Raw genomic sequence first — 18744 nt, 5'->3', positions numbered from 1 at the left:
TTATTCATGCACGCGCACCTCGCGAAACATGCCCATTTCCATGTGGTACAGCAGGTGGCAGTGGTAGGCCCAGCGCCCCAGGGCGTCGGCGGTCACCCGGTAGCTGCGCCGTGAGCCCGGCGGCATGTCGATGGTGTGCTTGCGCACCTGGAACTGGCCGTTTTCGTCCTCCAGGTCACTCCACAGGCCGTGCAGGTGAATGGGGTGACTCATCATGGTGTCGTTGACCAGCACCAGTCGGACGCGCTCGCCGTAGGTCAGCTGCAAGGGTTCGGCATCGGAGAACTTCACGCCATTGAATGACCAGGCGAATTTCTCCATATGCCCAGTGAGGTGCAGTTCGATGGTGCGACCGGGATCTCGTCCGTCAGGGTCTTCGAAGGCGCTGCGCAGGTCGGCGTAAGTCAGGACACGCCGGCCGTTGTTGCGCAGGCCGATGCCGGGATCGTCGAGCTTGGGCACCGGGCTCATGGCTTGCATATCCACCAGCGGGTTGTCTTGCTCGCTGGCCGGATGGGCCTGCATCGACATGGCACTGTGATCCATGCCCGCCATATCCGGCATGTCCGCCATGGCGCCGTGGTCCATCCCACCCATGCCCATATCCTCCATGGTGATCCAGGGGCGCGGGTCCAGTGCCGGTACGGTGGCCATCGCCCCGGTTTGTCGGGCAAGCGTGCCGCGGGCATAACCACTGCGGTCCATTGACTGGGCGAACAGCGTGTAAGCCTCGGCCGTCGGCTCGACCATTACATCGAAGGTCTCCGCCACGGCGATACGGAACTCGTCGACGCTCACCGGCTGCACTGGCTGGCCATCGGCGGCAATCACGGTCATCTTCAGCCCCGGAATGCGCACATCGAAATAGCTCATTGCCGAGCCGTTGATAAAGCGCAACCGGATCGTCTCGCCCGCCTTGAATACGCCGGTCCAGTTGCGCTCCGGCGGTTGGCCGTTGAGCAGGTAGGTGTAGGTTTCGCCGCTGACGTCGGCCAAGTCCGTGGGGTTCATCTTCATTTGCGCCCACATCAGGCGGTCAGCCACCGTGGCCGACCCGCCTTGCTTGCCCACATCCCGCACGAAGTCGCCCACGGTCGGCTTGTGCAGGTTGTAGTAGTCGGACTGTTTCTTGAGGGTTTTCATCAAGGCGACCGGGTCTTCGTCGGTCCAGTCCGACAGCATCACCACGTAGTCGCGCTGGTAGGTGTAGGGCTCGGGCTCCCTCGGGTCGATCACCAGCGGGCCATACACGCCCTGCTGCTCCTGGAACCCGGAATGGCTGTGGTACCAGTACGTGCCGTGCTGCTTGACCGTGAATTGGTAGACAAACACGCCACCCGGCTCGATGCCCTTGAAGCTCAATCCCGGTACGCCGTCCATGTTCGACGGCAGGAGAATGCCGTGCCAATGGATCGACGTCGGTTCGGCCAGGCGGTTGTTCACGCGCAAGGTCACGGTGTCGCCTTCACGCCAGCGCAGCAGCGGGCCGGGCAGGCTGCCATTGATAGTCAGTGCCGTGCGTTTACGGCCAGTGAGGTTGACCGGGCTCTGGTCGATGAACAGATCAAATTCGGTGCCGGCCAGCACCGTGGGTTGGCCGGGACTGGTCAAGGCCCACACCGGACTGCGCCAGAGGCCGAGCCCGCCCAGCAAGCTGCCGGCAGCCAGGCCTTTGACGAAGGTACGTCGGGTAGTGTTGGAGTGCATGCCGATTCAAATCCATGAGTTGAATGGCAGCAGAGTAGGCAGGGCCGGCTGTCAGCCAGCTTAGCGGCAGATTACCGATCTGACAGTTTCGCCCCGGCATTGCGGCAGCGCCGGGGCGTGAGGGGGTCAGGCGATCTGGGCCTTGGAGGCCACCTCGGCGAAGGTCGCCGGGTCCAGCGCGTCAGGCTGTTCATCCAGCACCTGACGCGGGTGATCATTGCCAGGGATCGAGCTGTCGATCAACGCCAACAACTGTGCTCCCAACGGGGTCAGGATGAAATTCTCGCCATTGCCGCCCTCATCTTCGGGGCGCGACTCGATAAAACCGCGCTTGAACAGCAGCGCTTCGTAGTCCGCAGCGGTCTTCTTTAGCGGGTCCAGGTTGCCGGTGGACTCGCCCGCCGTGGCCTTCTCGGCCGCTTCCTGCTCGGCGTATTTGCGCGGGGCGAAGCTGCCCTCGCCGTTCTGCACTTCATGCAGCAGACGTTCGATCAGATCCCAGTTGTAAGTCGTCATCCTGATTCCTCCTGCGGGCGGGTGGAAAGTAGCCCGTTAAAGGTGTGACCGGCCACGTCACTGGCCGTTCAGCTCAGCAGACGAGCGTCATTAGTGTGAACTTTCCCAATGCCCGCGACCTCCACTGAGTATCCCTGCCAAGGAGGTCCACCCATGAAAACCCTGATGAACCTGGCCATTGCCGCCACCTTGTTGACCGCCCTGCCCGCCTGGGCCTGTACCCCCGACGAGGCCACGGCCAAGCGCGAGCAACTGGCCCAGGAAGTGGCCAAGCTGACCGAACAGAACCCGACCAAGGCCAAGGAGATGAACGACGAGCTGCAGAAGATGGACCTGGACACCGAAAGCGCGGAGTTCCCTGACAAGTGCCAGCTGATCGACGCCCGGCTTAAGGAACTCAAGGAAGCTTCTGCCAAGGCCAAGAACTGACGGCATAAAAAAACCGGACAATCGTCCGGTTTTTTCACATCACCTGCGCCTTATTCGGCAGCCGGGGCTTCAGGCTTGCGGCGCTTGAGCGGCGCCATGCCGTCCTTGCTGACGAGCGACAGGTTGTCGGTCTTCGGCCGGTTGGCGATCTTGCGCTTGGTCGGCGACTTGGCACCGGTTTTCTTCTTGTCGCCCTTGGCGTCGGTCTTTTTCTTCTTCACGCCAACGGCCTTGCCCGACGCCTTGACCTTCTTCGGCCCGGTGTAGGTGCCTTTGACTTCCTTGATGGTGCGGCGCTCGAACGACTGCTTGAGGTAGCGCTCGATGCTCGACATCAGGTTCCAGTCGCCGTGGCAGATCAGCGAGATGGCCAGGCCATCATTGCCGGCACGCCCGGTACGGCCGATGCGGTGCACGTATTCGTCGCCACTGCGCGGCATGTCGAAGTTGATCACCAGGTCCAGGCCGTCCACGTCCAGGCCACGGGCGGCGACGTCGGTGGCCACCAGGATCTTCACGCCGCCAGCCTTGAGGCGATCGATGGCCAGCTTGCGGTCCTTCTGGTCTTTCTCGCCGTGCAGCACGAACGCCTTGTATTCCTGGGCCACCAGGCGGCCGTAGATGCGGTCGGCGGCGGCGCGGGTGTTGGTGAACACGATGGCTTTCTGATAGGTCTCGTTGGCCAGCAGCCAGTTGAGGATCTGCTCTTTGTGCACATTGTGATCGGCGGTGACGATCTGCTGGCGCGTGGTCGCGTTCAGGTCGCTGACGTTGTTGACCTGCAGGTGCTCTGGGTTGTTCAGCACCTTGGCGACCATGTCGCGCAGGGTCGAGCCGCCAGTGGTGGCGGAGAACAGCATGGTCTGCTGGCGGTTGACGCACTCGGCTACCAGACGCTGCACGTCGTCGGCAAAGCCCATGTCGAGCATGCGGTCGGCTTCGTCCAGCACCAGCACTTCGACTTCCTTGAGGTCGAGGTTGCCGGCGTTGAGCTGCTCGATCATGCGGCCTGGGGTGCCGATCAGGATGTCCGGCACCTTGCGCAGCATCGCGGCCTGGACCTTGAAATCTTCACCGCCGGTGATGATGCCGGACTTGATGAAGGTGAACTGCGAGAAGCGTTCGACTTCTTTCAAGGTCTGCTGGGCCAGCTCGCGGGTCGGCAGCAGGATCAGGGTCTTGATGCTGACGCGAACCTTGGCCGGGCCGATCAGGCGGTTCAGCACAGGCAGGACGAAAGCGGCGGTCTTGCCGCTACCGGTTTGAGCTGTCACCCGCAGGTCACGCCCTTCGAGCGCGAGCGGGATGGCCGCTGCTTGCACAGGCGTAGGCTCGACAAATTTAAGCTCGGCCACGGCTTTGAGCAGGCGTTCGTGCAGGGCGAATTGGGAAAACACGGGTGCTACCTCGAAGAAATACAAAAAATCAGCTGCATAGGTTACCGGTTTCGCGCGTCCAAACCGAGTTTCTTTACGCGAACGGTGCTAATCGGCTGCTTTTTTGTCAGTGCATTTGTCCATGACATCAACTTTGTTGCACTTAAATGCTCTAATCGCCCCGTGTTGTCTTATAGAAGAATCGGTTTCACCCATGGATATCAAACAGCTCTGGCTCAACGTCCAAGACCTCTGGGGCGCCCTCGACGAACACCCGCTGCTGCATGCCAGCCTCGGCTTGCTGGTGTTGCTGGTGGTGGCGCTGTTGCTCGGACGAGTGGCACGTTACCTCATCCTCCACGCCGTCAAGCTGCTCGGCCGGCAACCGGCCCTGCACTGGCTCAACGACCTGCGGCACAACAAGGTCTTCCATCGCCTGGCACAGATGACGCCGTCCTTGGTGATCCAGTTCGGCCTGTACCTGGTGCCGGACCTGAGCAAGACCGCCATCCTGTTCATCGGCAACGTGGCCCTGGCACTGACCATTCTGTTCCTGGTGCTGGCCATGAGCGCCCTGCTCAGCGCCCTGCTGGACATCTACGCCCGCACCGAACACGCGCGCACCCGCTCGATCAAGGGCTACGTGCAGTTGGCGAAGATGGTGCTGTTCGTGTTTGGCGCAATCATCATTGTCGCCACCCTGATCGACCGCTCGCCACTGTTGCTGCTGTCAGGGCTTGGCGCCATGTCGGCAGTGATCATGTTAGTGTACAAGGACACGCTGCTGTCGTTCGTCGCCAGCGTGCAGTTGACCAGCAACGACATGCTGCGGGTCGGCGACTGGATCGAAATGCCCCAGGTCGGCGCCGATGGCGACGTGGTGGACATCACCTTGCACACGGTCAAGGTGCAGAACTACGCGTGAACTCCGGTCATTTGACGTTACCCCGGAGCTGGACTTCAATGGACAGACACCTCTTCTGTAAGAGCCTGCCATGCCAGCCCAGAATCCTCAGAAACCCCAAACGCCCCCCCGCTACCGCAAGGTATCCCTCAAGAACGTGAGGCTTTGGGAGCCCTGTAAGCCCGAAGAGGCTTTTGACTGGATTGCTGCTTCCGATGCTGATGAAAGCCAGGCCGATCCCTATCCCACCAGGCCAATCCATCTCTCCGACGAGTACGCCCCTCACCTATACGTAATCCTGCGCCCCGATGGCGCGTTGTGGCAGGAAGGGAGTCTCTATCTATTCGAGTCAATTACGGAACAGGGCATGAGCGAATCCTCTGCAGCGAACGCTGCGGGTGATCTTGCTGACTTCATGAACAAGATGGATGACAGCGGCTTGGACTTTCTGAACTTTGACGGCCCCCAATCCCTTCGCCCCACATACCGATACAGGGCGACACTCAAAAGCGAAATCATGAGCGGTGCTCGTAGCAAAGGTTATTGCAACCGTAAGATCTACAGTGTTCAAGGACTGTATCGATGGCTTACCACCACCCGAAACTTCAAGCCGAAGCAGCCAATGTGGGTAAGTACGACTCGGCAAATCCCATACACTGACCGGCATGGAAATACCCACATAAAGGAAGTTATCTCAACTGACTTGACCTTCAAAAAAAGCAAGTCCATACCGGTAGGCAAATACATTATTGACGGAGGAAAGCTCTGCCCAATATCTCGCGAAAACCAAGATCGCGTTATGCATGCACTGTTTGAATTGGGAAACCCAGAAATGCTGTTAGTGCACATTGTTGGGCTGACAACCGGAATGCGGGTGCAGACCAACCTTACACTACGTCACGACTCCATCACGCAAGGGGTGGGGGACGAGGACGACCCCAATAAGTATGCGTTGTACGGAATTAACGTAGCCTTCGAAGATAGCCCGGTGGAGGCAAAGAACAGCAAGGAACAAGTGATCATGATGCCCGCATGGGTTCACCACATGCTGCACGTTTATATAAATTCCGACAGACACAAACAACGCGCGGCCAAGTCCCCAATCACGGAAGATTCTCAGCAGTACATTTTCCTGACTCGCACAGGAAAACCGTATTACGTGGCGAAGGCAGACGAGCACTTATTCGACTTCAGCACCGAAAAAGGCTCAGCCCTACGCCACTTCTGCAAGAAGGTCATAGATGTAGTGAAGCGAGATAACAAAAGATTCAACTACCAGCTTCATGATCTAAGGGCCACTTTTGGCATGAACCTTATCGAAGATAACAACGGCGACATGGAGAACGGAAAGATGAACCAACTCGAACTTTTAGACACTTTGAAAAATAGATTAAACCAAGAGGATATAAACGTGACGATGCGCTACCTCAAATACTACCAGGATCACCCGCGCCTGGCCCAAGCACAATCAGGCTTCGAAATTCATCTCGAAAGCCTCGTCCGAACGGAAATGGTGAAGAATGAAAAGCGCCGAGCAAACCGTCCACCTCCTCAACCTGGAGACACTGACGAATGACCAATACCAAACTGTCATCTCCAATTGCGCGATTGAGCGTCTTGTAATTCGCTGCACCAGTGACCGAAAAATCAGTATCGGTTCACTCTGCTATGGCGCCCGTGACGCCGACAGCCGAAAGATCCCCAAGCCGGTAGATGAGTCATCTCTCTGCCCTGCGCGTGCACGCGCTATTCGTGCATGGTGCGCAGAAACGGGAAACCGACATATCGGCAGTGGGTATACCTTTTATACCAACGCGACCGAGTTCGTAAGTTTCAGCGACTGGTGTGATGCCAATCAACACTGCGGCTTCCTAGCCAACGCAGAAGCGTACAAAACTGCCTTGGATGAGTTCTCTATTCACTTGCAATGGCAAGTTCAGAGTGCTGAAGGTATCGGCACCTTCACTGCCAATCGCCTTCAGAGTCAGGCGATCAAAAGTGCCTACATTATTTTCCCAGGTTCTCCTCTTAATTTCCTCACTGACCTGCCTATCATCTCTCACAGCAGCCTCAATAAGGAGACAACTGAAACACCCTCAATGGAGGAGATGACTGCCCACCTCACTCGCTATCGCTATTTATTTGACGGCCTAACAGACTTTGTGCTTAAAGGCTTGGCATTTCCGTGCCGCATTCCCTACATGGACACCGAAGCCACTTTGCTTCCAGCAGAGTATGCGATTACCACTCCAGCAGTACATCAGACGGCGAAAGTCGGGAATCATAACTTTTGGAATTACCGCGACGGAAAGGTCAATTCCCTGGAAGAATGCAAGGCCAGGTCATCACAGACAGAACGTCACTTAATCAGGCAGAGGCACGAAGCGTTACGCGAGCTGAATGATGCGAACTTCAACCTCCGCCACCGAAAGCGGATTTGGTTAGCCGCCTTGGCCCAAGATGCATTCATCTCTCATTTTGTAGCCAATACTGGGATGAATGAAGCCCCAATGCGCAAGCTCGTGTGGTCGAATGACTACACAGTAGAAAACAGTGAAAATGCCGGCTTTGTCGTTATCAAGCAGCGCGCTGGCGGCATGGAGCAGTATTTTGAGATCCAGAAGCCATTCCTCAAGGACTTCAAGAAATTCTTGAAACTTCGCGAGTACCTCACCAATGGCCTGCCACACCCCTACCTCTTCATAAACATCACCCTGGATGTGGCCAAACCAATCCCAATCAAATCCTCCTGCATACATTTTGCTAACGGTAAAATCAGGAGTTTTCTCGAACCAAAATTTTCTGGCCTGGGATATCAGAAGCTGCGTAAGTACAAGTCTGTTTACTTACTGAGTACCGGCCATCCTGTAGAAGTAGTCTCGGCCCTCATGCAAACAAGCGGTAAAACTGTCCTAAAGCATTATGCTAGCGCAGAAGAAAAAACCGCCATCGACGAGATCACCGAGGTCATGACACTCGCGCGAACGATCTTCGAAAGCCACTACACCCTCCCTACGCCTGCATCAGGATGCGGAGGCGGGGAACCCGAGGAGACCGTAGAGCCCCCGGAAGCCTACCAGCCAAATTGCCGAAACTTCGTGGGATGTATTTTTTGCAGCAAATTCCGCATGCATGCTGACGAGAACTCTATCCGAAAGGTATTGAGTATGCGCTGGGTCACTTCAGAGTTTTTGAATGCCTGCACCGACGCACATCAGTTCCACACCGTTCATGGCAATGCGATTCTCCGCATCGATGCATTAATGGCCGAACTTATCCAATTCCGGCCGGAGGCCAGAACGTTAGTTGAACGAATCAAACTTGAGATCACAGAAAACTTTCATCTTACCGATTACTGGGAACGACTCTACAGCCGACTCATCCGAACCAAGGTGATCCAATGAGCAAATCCACTAATGATACCCAACGCCATAGCATGCGCCACGCGAAAGACCTCCACGCCCGTATTTACTACGGTATGGATTTTCGCCGACTTAGCGAGCAAACAGTTATTTCTAGCGATGAGACTGGTATCACCCTGCTCGGGGACGATGAGTGGAAATTGGCTGATTTTGCATTCCACGTGGGCGACAATCCATATTTCAGTTTCTTGCCGTTCTATACCCCTAACACGCACTCCCTCGCCAATACGTTGCTGTGTAAAAAACTCTTCATCATCAAGATGTTTGCTCCGAACAACAAAACAGGACTTCCCCTTCGCATCTCCACGATGCACAAATTGAGACAATTACTGGAGAAAGTGTGCCGTTATTGCGCAAGTGCAAACATTACCGCTGAAAGTGTCTTTTCATCATTCGAAACATTCAAGGCGTTCCAGCAGTCCATACCCCAAACCTTGAATCGAGACCTTGTAGCATTAGTCCGAACGCTAAACCAGCTTGATAGCAGCCAGAGGGGCCTGACGCTGGATGGCAAAATATTTCCCTACATGCAGAAAATCGCACGCTCTTCGCGGAACGAGGGACAGCAGACCCCAATCATTCCTAGTCGAATCCTGCTGAAAAAGTACAATCAATATTCTATCTGCCTGGACGACTATATTCAGAACCACTACAAGATCGATATTTTCTTACGGCGGTCATTAGAAAATCCCTATTTTGCCAAAGAGGAAAACACCCATTACAGAGAGCTTAGCCGCCCAGGTACAGAGGCTCAAAAAATCGCGCACATGCGGAACCCGATCACATTCGAGGAGGCCATAACAGATTTAAATTTGGTTGACTTATGCCAGCGTTACAAATTGGTCAGCGCTCCTTCGCTTCTGAGCTTCCTTTCGCTAGCGGCACATTGCGCAAAGAACCTTATTCACCTTTTCACCCTGATGCGTGATCATGAAGTGACGGGGCTTGGCAAAGATTGCTTGGAACCGGTGGAAGGATGGAACAAAAAAGCGCTTTATGTAATCGGAATCAGTACTAAGCAGCATAGCAAGGCCAAACCAACAAAGTGGATCACAACTGATGCCATTTTAAAGCCTATCGACGCACTTACCAAGATCAACTCTATTCTTGCCCCCTTCTCCAGCCACAAGGATTCACTCTTTCTGAGCACCTCCGTACACCCCATAAGCAATGGCAGAAAAGATGCCAAAGCCGGGCACTTCAAAAAGCGGAACTTGGAATACCGCCTTGATCCTGTTCTCATAACAAACGAGGACATCCTTGAGCTGGAGACCATCGACCCGCTACGAAACTGGCGGGGCGACAAGAAATATCAGATTGGGAAACCGTGGCATGCTTCGAGCCATCAATTCCGACGTTCAATGGCGGTATTTGCGGCTCAGAGTGGGTTGATCACACTGCCCTCGCTGAAGCGCCTCTTAACCCACCTCACCAGAGTCATGTCCCAGTACTACTCCAAAGGTTGCTCGGCGAAAAACTACTACTTTGCGCTCATTAACCCGGAGCTCACCCAAGAGCTCAGGAAGGCCAAGCAGGAAGCCGATGGGGCCATGTTCATTCGGGATGTCTACAAATCTGTGGAGCGTCTATATGGCGCTCGGGGACGGCAACTCATGAAGGAACGTAATGACTCTGTCTGGCTGAGTGAGACTGAGGAGGAAATGCAGCGCCAGGCAAAGCTGGGGCTTAGGTCATACATGGAAAGCCCGCTCGGAATTTGTACATCTGCAGAACCTTGTGACAAGCGTGCTCACGGCAATTACGAGACATGTCCAGGGTGCTCAGCGCTTGTAGCCAAGGAGTCAGTTATGAATGAGACCATCAACATCATGAGGTTCGACCTTGAGCAGCTTGATCCCAAAAGCATAGAGTACCGAGCAGAGGAGCAAAACCTTGCCGACTTCATAGAGATACGAGACCGGATCATCGCGAAGGGGTAGAGCTGCATATCGACCCATGCCATGTTATCTGCGATATGACGGGCAACAGGTGCGACCCGCCTCCCATGCGGATCCCCTGATGCCCTCAACCAAGCTGTGCTCGCAAGGGCGGCAATGCCCCCCCATCACCACAGCCATCACTGATTTTCAAAGGAATCACCGATGCCGGACAGCCCTGAAGAGTCGAGTACCCTGAAGCCCTATTACGCTGCCCTCAATCGCCTCGTGGCAGGCAAGAGCGAAGTGGTTCCAGCCGGTACGAAGATCACACTCAACGCGGTGGCCATGGAGGCAGGTAAGAGCGCGGGTAGCATCAAGAAACAGCGCTCCGTTTATGCAGCGTTGATTCGCGAGATCAAGCAGCGTGCAAAGGAGCAGGAGGAGCAGAGTCTTCCTGGTGCGTTGAAGATACAAGAGGCCAAGGCCAAGACAGCAAAAGCCAAAGCTGAAGCAGGATCTTTTGAGGACAAGTACAAAGCGGCGCTGGGCCGGGAGCTCATGCTACTGCGAGCCTGGGAGAAGTCGGAGCGCCGTTTGCGCCAGCTTGACAATGTTGTCCCCCTTCATCCGCCGAGCCGCCCCTGACCCGATTGAGCGCTGATGGTGAGGGTAGGCCGCAGCAGCTTGCCCTCACCATCATCGTCGACGTCCAGTTGGTACCGTGATACTTCGATGAAGTGAAGGAGCAAACCTCACTCATGACACAGCTGATAGATGCGCTACGCGCAACCGCCACCAAGTGGCGGGCAGGTAACCAGGAACAAGCTGGAGGCGTTGTGCTGGTGTGGGGAGGCGAGGTGTACGGCTGGAAGAACGAACTGCGCGATCCAGAAAGCGAGCGCCCAGGCGTCTACGCCGTGGACAAGGCTGGTCTTGTCTTCCAGGCTCAAGGCGGCGACGACTACAACGGCGCGAAAGCGTGGGTCGCTGTTAACCCCGATGAACAATAGAAAAGAGAAACCCGAGTTCCACTCAGTTATCCGGATTTTTCCGTTAAGCCCCGTTGCTCCAAGACAATCATGGCCCACGCAGGCGCAGAGCTTTGATGCCCTCCAACAGTTCAACCGCCTGCTCGGCTACATCCGCATCAATGTCTTCCCGATCAGCCTCATCATGGGTGCCCTTGTTCAGGTACCCCAGACCAGGGTCTTCTTACCAATTCGCAGAAAATTGCATCTCGACGCTTGCTCCCCATCTAAACAATAGTGCTCGCCCCTCGCTCCGCCCCAGGCACAACGCCCAAATCAAGCTACACGATCATATTAATCATATGTATAAATCATATGAAACCCATTATCGGGCGACCGCGAGAAATGCAGTAAAATCTTTTCTTTTTCAGGAAGACTATTGTGATCACCAAACACATATGAAAGCACTTTTGCGATCCGCACTGCCATATCTGGGAGACGGGCATCATCACTATCTTTAGCGTCATCACAGGCAATCTTTACATCGAAGATCGAAAAACCATCGGGCACCTCAAACTTCCCCCCATCCATCACCAACTCATCCAGAAGCTCAAAGCTTTCCACCTGAGTACCGTACCGACCGAGCAAATAATTTAGATCATGTAAAAACGACCGAGGAGAAAGCTGAACAGCCTCAACAAGGTCTTGCCCCCTTGCAGCCAAAATTATCAACGCCAGCCCTGTAACAAGTTTAACCCCAACCCTAAACTTGTATATCTCCATGCATACACGCCCAAGCTCTTCCCCAGAAAGCGTTACAACTTTTAATACATCCCTGCCATAGCTTACTTCAATCTTTCCACCCAAGCACTTGTAACTCTTATGCACCGCAATATTTCGCCATTGATTAAGTGGAACACCGAATAAACTCTCACCAACAACAGCGAGGTTACCGTCCTCCCCAAAGAAAGACCTGCAGCCGTCCCACAGAAAATGCAAGGGTATATCTTTATCCACATCAACATGGTTTCTTTGGAAAGCGGCAATCAACCAACCCTCCCTCGCCACCATAAATTCCAAAACCTTACCAATTACCTCAAACTGCTTATCAACACTCTCTTTGAAACTGTAACCCTTGTGAATTCTAGGATCAGAATTAAGCATCGACCAGAAAGAGTCATTACCCTCTCTACAGCCTTCTTCTGCCTTAGTAAAAATAGCTTGTGCAGCCGATTTTTCGAGCTTATCAAACCATTCCACCAATGTATTGACGGCTACCTCTAGGGGAGATAAATCCCCATCCCCCTCCCTCGTCATCAAAAACAGCTCAAAAGTACCTAAATAGGTGGCAAAAAATTCAGCCTGAACCTCGAACCTCTCCGCCAAACACTGGGAAAAAGATTCAAAATAGGCTTTTACCACCCCCGCATCTTCCCCAAACAGACTCGTATTAGCTGGCGTAACCTTCATAAATACCCTTGTAGAATTTCAATTCAGCGACAAGATAGCTTCGTTAAATCGTCTATCACCATGATCCATCTGATCAGCCGGTAACACGTGGCGGCCTGGCAATGCTGGCACTATAATGCCACCAAGAGCTATTGATATCGAAATGCAAAAGCAGATCCAAGCGAGGCACAGAATGCAGGATAGCTACAGTATTGCTGAACACCGCCATCGATTCGCGATTTGGGCAGCGGGCCGAGCGTACTCCAGGCAAGGCCCTGGCCACACGATGGCAGTGGCCACTCAGTTGATTAATGAGTCAGGGGTGGGACGAATTTCGACGCCCGACGACCTGCCTCCACCAAAAGAAATTGACGCCTTTTTAGACCTACAATTCCGCAATGTCATAAAAATAGCGTGTAAGTTGACCTACACACGAACCTGGAAAGATGAGATTACTAAAGATGAATATTCAAGCCAGCATGACCTCATATGCAGTTACGGTCGAGCCCAAAAGCTTGTGAATGTTTATCTCAAGTCAAAACTGGTGTGTGCCTCATCGGACGCCGACCAAAGTAAGATCTCAGCACTTCACCCGCCTTTAGACCGACAACTCCTAAATGCGATCGACAGCTATCTTGCCCACCCGAAGCACAAAGGATCTGATCTTCAGAAGAAATTTAAAACCGCCCTAAAACTAGGAAAAAGTTGGACAACCTTTAAAAAGCCAGCATATGACGCGCACCTCAGTGTAATAAAAGATATCCAAGCAGGCCGCCCGCTTTGGGGCATTGAATGGCTCTGGCACCCTAGTGCCCAAGAGGAAGAGGATCGCTGATCTCGCTAACCGGTCGACTCGATCGCTCACTACTTCAAGACGCACCCTCGTTAATTAGCTAACTAGACAGATATTAAATGCATCGATCGACGCCGCCTCGCCTTATCATTGTCGACACCCAGATTATTGTTGCGCTAGATACCAATTCCGCCCTAAACCTGGCTCAGCTAGATGCGTATCCAGCGTGGGTAGACGTATTCGCAAGATAAGAGGTGATGGATATTCTTTCTCACTGGTCGAGGAGGCTTGCCGGTCGTTCGGGGCGTACTCGGAATCCACCGCTGTACGGCATGCACCAATGGCCGCGCCCAGTTTGCCAGCGAGTCCCCCGAGATGAAAGCCAGCGTTGGTTACTTCTGACTGAGCCGAGTAAAGTTTAAGCAATGAGCAAGCCCCGCCTGTGCAACGGGGCTTTTTTGTGGCCTCAGTTTCCTAAAGCAATTTAGACCAACATCAGTCTCTAATTTAAGTTAGACGACCTACCCTACTCTGCCCACATCCGTCAGCGTGTTAGAGAACACAAACTCACCCAGGGCGTCACGCCATGCTCCTGAATGGGCCTCAAGCGAACGTCGTGCGAATGTCCTGGCGTTTGCTGCAGTAATCGGAGTGGTGAGCGCCTGCATCGCGTTCCCCAATTCGACAAACGCCTTGCGATGCCTCACTCCGCCATTCGCCAGCAATACCCCAATGCGCGAAGGTGTGCCGAATTTGAGATGTTCGACGAGAGCCGTCACTCCTTCGTTCACTTCGATACCGCGTTCGAGCAACAGCCGGGCAAGCAGCGAGATGCCCTGCTCAACCAATGTTTGCAACGAGTAGGTAACGGCGCGAGTGTGAATTCCCAGGACATCGTCCACCTCCATCCGGGTGGATCCGGCAATTTCTGCGAACGTTGCGCCGTGTACCCATTTGCGAACGATCTCGAAGAACCTGGACTTCGCATGCTCAGTGTTTTGGCTATCTTCCAGTCGGAAAGCCACACGTACGTCCGACTTCAGCTCCCTGTCCTGCCATGCCCACTCCAGGATGGCAGTCAGCAGCTCGTCAGCTACGGGATCGACTGCAGCAGTCCAATTAACTCTGCTGGGTAGCAGGGTTTGTTCGACGAAATCCAGCAGGCGCACCTTGGCACCCGTATCTTGCAGCCAGGCGATCTTGCCATCCACCCTCAGCCCGATCAGACGCTGCGCTCTCAGCTCAAAAACAGTCCGGAGCGTGACGACGGCAGCGGCAGGTAATTGCTGGGCAGCAAAGGTATGGTCAGACAGGTCAGCAGCCAGTCTCACAAAATCGGCGTCTCCAATCTCCTCTGCCATTAACTCAATTAGCGTCGCATCCACCCCGTCGATGAGCGAATGACTGGCTGACTGGGCTTCCAAGAACTCATTGCTGAGCACGATGCCGGTGGTTCTCAGATGCTCTTCAAGCGCAACGATCAACTTCCGCAGAGACCCCCTGACTAACTCTCCTGCACCTGCGGTGGCTACAGGTTGAACGATCCACCATTGGTCAGGATTAGCGCACATCACCAGGCCCTTGGTATTGGCACCGGCGCGACCGGCTCGACCCACCAAGTTCTTGATGTCGCGGGCAAGCATGTTCTCGGGTTGCCCGCTGCCAACGCGACGTTGCACCGAATACAGAACAAGTGAGCGGATCGGCAGGTTGACCCCCTCCGCGAGCGTGCTGGTACAGATCACCAATTGGATCTTCCGATCCCGCAATAACTCTTCCAAGACCTCCCGCGTCTCCTGAGGGATGTCTCCGTGGTGCAACACCGCGCCATTACGCAGCGCCTTCGCGCCGATCCAGCTGTCACCGAACTCGGTTTCGAGATACTCGATGCGCGACCTAATTACATCGAGATCGGCGAAATCCACGGGCTTCGGTAATGGCAGTGGGCACTCTAGCTGTTTGATGAGCTCTTCTGCCAAGCCAATCGCACCCTGATGTCCTCGTTTATTGGCGGCAAAAATTGCCGTCGTCCCCATCGACAACACCTTGCGGGCTGCACCGACGGCCAGGGTCTTGGTAGAAGTGAAGGTATAGGTGTTGGTTCGGCGGGTTTGGGGATTCCGGTACTGGAAGTTGGTTCTATCCAGAAAACCATGGATCGAGTACTGCCGCTGCTGTGCGTGCGGGTGCATGTCCAGACGTACAGACTTGTTGACCCCGGCGCCGGATGATCGCAGCACGGAGAACTCCGCGATGGCTGGCCGATAGGTGCTTCTGATGACCGTGTCATCGTCCCCTCCGAGCCAGGCGTTGATTTCCTCGATATTGGGGATGATCGCCGACATGAACACGAAGCGGATCGGGTTGACCAGGCGGGCCTTCATCCGAGCCAACAGCAGCTCAAGGCCAATTCCCCTGCCGGCGCTGTCGAGCAAATGCCCTTCGTCGCAAATGACCAGCGATATTCGCTGAGCGAAGGCTGGATCGGCACTGAGGACTCCGGACAGCGACTCAGGTGTCGCGATCAGCGCGTTGATATGATCAAGCCCATGTACCTCGTCTCCCGACGGAATCGTGCCGCCATACGCGCACCGCGCCGCGATGCCGAGAGCATTCAGCTGACGAACCAGTGAGTGTCGAAGCTCCGAAGCCAACGAGCGGTACGGCACGATCATGATCGCGACGTGCGTAGGATTTCGCTTCAGGTGCCAGTACAGCAGCGTCTCGCAGAGCGTGGTTTTGCCAGCCCCAGTTGGCATCTGTAGCGCATAGCTTTCGGAGGTGCTCAGCAGCCCTTCATCGATGGCCTGAATCTGAGAGGGGAAGAACTCCCACGTTGATGGCTTGCGATCTATGAAGGCGTTGATCAGCGGCGTCCAGAATGCATCTGCGCCATCCGGCAGCACAGCTCGGGTATTCGATGCATCGAAGCGGGCCAGAAGGCGGCTGAGTAAAGCCGCCGCCACCCACTGATCTGGCCCAACCTGCAAGGCGTTGTCCGCCTCGCTAGCGCTCGCCTCCACAATGCGTCGCAGACCAGGAAGATCACCTGTTCGCAGGTGCTCCTGCACCTGGTGTGCCGTTTGAGATACCAGCGTTTCTGGCCGCGCCAGGAAGTCATAGCATGCAGCCCATGGACTCAACGGATCGGCGGGCGGCGACGACTGCCTCATGGCCAAGCAGGCTGACGCTGGGAAATCCCCAAAATAGAACGCGGCAGCAGAAAACAATGCCGCCTCATTCTTTGAGATACCCATCGCTTCAATTTGCTCAGCCGGCATGTCTTTCGAGAACTGGAGGAAAGCGTTTCCCAACTGCGCCCAGTCATCGCCTGAGACCGTCGTGGAGTGAAGGCCGTCGAACAGCTCTCCGACAAGCGAAATGTAATAATCCGTAGATCGGTTGCTGATTTGAGCCAGTTCAATGGGCAACGCAGCTACGGAAAACTGGCCCAAATGCCGGGCCTTGTCTGCATCGTTGATCCAGGTCTGCAGGGAAGCTCTCATATCAACGCACCGTCGCCCGCGCAGCCTCGAAGGCCGCGTTGTAAGTGGTATAAAGATTCGGCACGGAGATCACCACAAGGGTGTACTCACTGCTGGCCGTCACCGGGGCATTGGGGAGCTCTGCAGTGAGCAGGCTTTCACAGATGACAGCGACTGCCCGGAAGCGCTGAGTCGTTGGTGGATGATCAACGGCATTGATGAAGCGGTTAAGGAGCGGGATATCGACATCTCCCAGATCCTCAAACAGCGCACGCTCGCGCAACCACACCAATGTGCTCGCAAGCCTACTGGTGCGATCTTTAGCGCAGTCAGCGATAGCCGAGCCGATTGGATTTGAGGCAGCGCTGGTAGATTTGACCTTCACCTCAGAGCAAAGAACCTGATCATCCGCGCTCGCAGCAGGTCGGTTGGGCATGATGAAGTGAACGACGTCTGACTTGGGCGCTGGCTTCGTTCTGTCCTGCTTGAGCCGCCATTTCTTGGGGCCAATGGCTGGATCAGGATGCTCCTTGGTGGACTGGTAGAAGTAGCCAAGCACTTCTCCGAAATCCCCCGCCATGGTTGCCCCGGCATCGGGAAGCTTGGCAGCTAGAACATCAGCAGGCGTTACTCCATGGCGTGCTACCGCTGCCGCAAGAGCGCCGTCAGTGATGTAGCAACGGCGCAGCGGTTCGGCCATGGCTGCCTCCAGGAGTGCTACGTTCTGGGCAGTCATCCTCACCAGCACATAGGGCAGCTCCTGCTCATGAGCAAACCACGGCACCGCGTTGGCAAAGTCAAAACCGAGATCATCCATGGCTGATGGTCGTCCTAGATCAAAGCTCGGCAGCAGGCTTAGCAGTCAACCCAGTGCCCAGTTACCGATTGGTGGTTAATGGCCACTACGGTACGCCAAACAACCGGGCAGATGTCAACCGATAGCCTGATGGTACGCCCCCCTTTCAGCCTCAGTCGTACTTACCAAGAATGCCTCTCAGGTAGTTGACGGCCACGCACGCGAACGATCGCATCCAATCAAGGCTTCAGCGTCCTATAGATTCGCGCTGCGAGCCGAGAAACATCAGGCTGTCTTCAATGCGAGCTCTGCGAACTGCATCAAGCTGGAGATAGAACCACTCCCCTTCCTGTCCAGATGGAAGCCGGAGATCCCGACAGCTCTTGGGCCATCCTGATCGCACTGCACGGAATCCCCAATCATCGCGACACGCTCACCTGAATGTGGCATGTCCAGGCGTGGAGTAACTCCTAGCTGGTGACAGATCTCGCGATAAATACCTGGATGTGGCTTCATCACTCCGACGTCATAACTCAAGGCAAACCCATCGACATGGCTGAGACGTTGGCGCAGAACCGGGCCGTAGGGAGCGGCCAAGTTTGAGCAGATACCCGTGGCCATCCCCTCGGCCTTGAGCAACCGAAGCGCATCGATTGCATCGGGATACACAGTGATGGAGTCCAGCTCCTCCTCAAGGTCATGCTGCAAGGAATTCATCTGCTCGGGGCTCAAGCCAATACCAAACGTTTCGGCAGCAGCGTCCAGGCTGAGGTTGGCAGTCATCAAACGATGAAGGTCAGCAGCACTTGGCCTACGGCCTTGAAGAGCGCCGAGACGAAGGAGCTGCCTATACGGATGGCGCTTCCGTCCAATTTGAACGACCGTTCCAAAAGCATCGAAAATCGTGGCTACGATCGGCATGCGACGAAACTCCTGTTTGAACCCTTTTCTTCGAGCAGACAGGCCGCGTCAAGATCGCTAGGGTAGCCCTGCCCAGGCAATGTATGCCGATGCAGATA

At 55.1% G+C, this 18744-nt stretch carries 14 protein-coding genes and 1 pseudogene; 8 read left to right on the top strand and 7 right to left on the bottom strand.

Annotated features, from left to right (window positions below; translation table 11 throughout):
• Nucleotides 1-1707, bottom strand: a complete 1707-nt coding sequence (locus HX812_RS10440) for a copper resistance system multicopper oxidase (protein ID WP_038847279.1) — start codon at nucleotides 1705-1707, stop codon at nucleotides 1-3.
• 126 nt (nucleotides 1708-1833) lie between these two features.
• Nucleotides 1834-2223 carry a hypothetical protein gene (locus HX812_RS10435; protein ID WP_038847278.1) on the bottom strand — a complete coding sequence of 130 codons (390 nt, stop codon included), beginning with the start codon at nucleotides 2221-2223 and terminating at the stop codon, nucleotides 1834-1836.
• Between the two features lie 153 nt (nucleotides 2224-2376).
• On the opposite strand from HX812_RS10435, the gene HX812_RS10430 reads away from it, so the two are divergent.
• The gene (locus HX812_RS10430; RefSeq protein WP_038847276.1) at nucleotides 2377-2652 is read left to right on the top strand and encodes a hypothetical protein; all 276 of its coding nucleotides are present in this window, start codon (nucleotides 2377-2379) and stop codon (nucleotides 2650-2652) included.
• Between the two features lie 50 nt (nucleotides 2653-2702).
• Here HX812_RS10430 and HX812_RS10425 read toward each other — a convergent pair whose 3' ends face one another.
• A complete protein-coding gene (locus HX812_RS10425; RefSeq protein ID WP_033900634.1) occupies nucleotides 2703-4049 on the bottom strand; it encodes a DEAD/DEAH box helicase in 1347 nt (448 codons plus the stop codon).
• A gap of 193 nt (nucleotides 4050-4242) precedes the next feature.
• Between HX812_RS10425 and HX812_RS10420 the strand changes: the two are divergent.
• The 6 genes and pseudogenes from HX812_RS10420 to HX812_RS10395 form a co-directional block, all read left to right on the top strand.
• Nucleotides 4243-4947, top strand: a pseudogene (locus HX812_RS10420) (mechanosensitive ion channel family protein); the annotation flags it as partial.
• A gap of 76 nt (nucleotides 4948-5023) precedes the next feature.
• Nucleotides 5024-6508 (top strand): site-specific integrase, encoded by a 1485-nt coding sequence (locus HX812_RS10415; protein ID WP_038847273.1) that lies wholly within the window; start codon nucleotides 5024-5026, stop codon nucleotides 6506-6508.
• Complete coding sequence (locus tag HX812_RS10410) at nucleotides 6453-8336, top strand: hypothetical protein (protein WP_038847270.1); 1884 nt, start codon at nucleotides 6453-6455, stop codon at nucleotides 8334-8336. The genes HX812_RS10415 and HX812_RS10410 overlap by 56 nt, the downstream gene beginning before the upstream one ends.
• Nucleotides 8333-10294 carry a hypothetical protein gene (locus HX812_RS10405; RefSeq protein WP_038847268.1) on the top strand — a complete coding sequence of 654 codons (1962 nt, stop codon included), beginning with the start codon at nucleotides 8333-8335 and terminating at the stop codon, nucleotides 10292-10294. The genes HX812_RS10410 and HX812_RS10405 overlap by 4 nt, the downstream gene beginning before the upstream one ends.
• Before the next feature lie 162 nt (nucleotides 10295-10456).
• Nucleotides 10457-10879 (top strand): hypothetical protein, encoded by a 423-nt coding sequence (locus tag HX812_RS10400; protein WP_038847266.1) that lies wholly within the window; start codon nucleotides 10457-10459, stop codon nucleotides 10877-10879.
• Between the two features lie 113 nt (nucleotides 10880-10992).
• On the top strand, nucleotides 10993-11244 hold the full coding sequence (locus tag HX812_RS10395; RefSeq protein ID WP_038847264.1) for an antirestriction protein ArdR: 252 nt from the start codon (nucleotides 10993-10995) through the stop codon (nucleotides 11242-11244).
• A 312-nt stretch (nucleotides 11245-11556) separates the two neighbouring features.
• Here HX812_RS10395 and HX812_RS10390 read toward each other — a convergent pair whose 3' ends face one another.
• Nucleotides 11557-12672, bottom strand: coding sequence for a hypothetical protein (locus HX812_RS10390; protein ID WP_004416614.1), 1116 nt, complete (start codon nucleotides 12670-12672; stop codon nucleotides 11557-11559).
• A gap of 142 nt (nucleotides 12673-12814) precedes the next feature.
• Here HX812_RS10390 and HX812_RS10385 point away from each other — a divergent pair, with 142 nt between their 5' ends.
• Nucleotides 12815-13486 carry a hypothetical protein gene (locus tag HX812_RS10385; RefSeq protein ID WP_025168154.1) on the top strand — a complete coding sequence of 224 codons (672 nt, stop codon included), beginning with the start codon at nucleotides 12815-12817 and terminating at the stop codon, nucleotides 13484-13486.
• A gap of 479 nt (nucleotides 13487-13965) precedes the next feature.
• Here HX812_RS10385 and HX812_RS10380 read toward each other — a convergent pair whose 3' ends face one another.
• The 3 genes from HX812_RS10380 to HX812_RS10370 all read right to left on the bottom strand — a co-directional run bounded on the left by HX812_RS10380 (nucleotide 13966) and on the right by HX812_RS10370 (nucleotide 18646).
• On the bottom strand, nucleotides 13966-16950 hold the full coding sequence (locus tag HX812_RS10380; RefSeq protein ID WP_038847261.1) for a DEAD/DEAH box helicase: 2985 nt from the start codon (nucleotides 16948-16950) through the stop codon (nucleotides 13966-13968).
• A 1-nt stretch (nucleotide 16951) separates the two neighbouring features.
• The gene (locus tag HX812_RS10375) at nucleotides 16952-17746 is read right to left on the bottom strand and encodes a Hachiman antiphage defense system protein HamA (RefSeq protein ID WP_004416608.1); all 795 of its coding nucleotides are present in this window, start codon (nucleotides 17744-17746) and stop codon (nucleotides 16952-16954) included.
• A 264-nt stretch (nucleotides 17747-18010) separates the two neighbouring features.
• Nucleotides 18011-18646: an HAD family hydrolase gene (locus HX812_RS10370; RefSeq protein WP_004416605.1), complete on the bottom strand. Its 636-nt coding sequence runs from the start codon at nucleotides 18644-18646 to the stop codon at nucleotides 18011-18013.
• Between the last annotated feature and the right edge of the window lie 98 nt (nucleotides 18647-18744).

It is taken from the genome of Pseudomonas sp. IPO3749, from assembly GCF_013386605.1.
GTDB lineage: Bacteria > Pseudomonadota > Gammaproteobacteria > Pseudomonadales > Pseudomonadaceae > Aquipseudomonas > Aquipseudomonas azotoformans_A.
This window is presented reverse-complemented; position numbering and strand designations above follow the sequence as displayed.

Bases quoted from the DNA above. Each gene is read 5' to 3' on its own strand.
- HX812_RS10440 (WP_038847279.1), bottom strand. From the start codon at position 1,707: ATGCACTCCAACACTACCCGACGTACCTTCGTCAAAGGCCTGGCTGCC.
- HX812_RS10435 (WP_038847278.1), bottom strand. From the start codon at position 2,223: ATGACGACTTACAACTGGGATCTGATCGAACGTCTGCTGCATGAAGTG.
- HX812_RS10430 (WP_038847276.1), top strand. From the start codon at position 2,377: ATGAAAACCCTGATGAACCTGGCCATTGCCGCCACCTTGTTGACCGCC.
- HX812_RS10415 (WP_038847273.1), top strand. From the start codon at position 5,024: ATGCCAGCCCAGAATCCTCAGAAACCCCAAACGCCCCCCCGCTACCGC.
- HX812_RS10410 (WP_038847270.1), top strand. From the start codon at position 6,453: ATGAAAAGCGCCGAGCAAACCGTCCACCTCCTCAACCTGGAGACACTG.
- HX812_RS10405 (WP_038847268.1), top strand. From the start codon at position 8,333: ATGAGCAAATCCACTAATGATACCCAACGCCATAGCATGCGCCACGCG.
- HX812_RS10400 (WP_038847266.1), top strand. From the start codon at position 10,457: ATGCCGGACAGCCCTGAAGAGTCGAGTACCCTGAAGCCCTATTACGCT.
- HX812_RS10395 (WP_038847264.1), top strand. From the start codon at position 10,993: ATGACACAGCTGATAGATGCGCTACGCGCAACCGCCACCAAGTGGCGG.
- HX812_RS10390 (WP_004416614.1), bottom strand. From the start codon at position 12,672: ATGAAGGTTACGCCAGCTAATACGAGTCTGTTTGGGGAAGATGCGGGG.
- HX812_RS10385 (WP_025168154.1), top strand. From the start codon at position 12,815: ATGCAAAAGCAGATCCAAGCGAGGCACAGAATGCAGGATAGCTACAGT.
- HX812_RS10380 (WP_038847261.1), bottom strand. From the start codon at position 16,950: ATGAGAGCTTCCCTGCAGACCTGGATCAACGATGCAGACAAGGCCCGG.
- HX812_RS10375 (WP_004416608.1), bottom strand. From the start codon at position 17,746: ATGGATGATCTCGGTTTTGACTTTGCCAACGCGGTGCCGTGGTTTGCT.
- HX812_RS10370 (WP_004416605.1), bottom strand. From the start codon at position 18,646: ATGCCGATCGTAGCCACGATTTTCGATGCTTTTGGAACGGTCGTTCAA.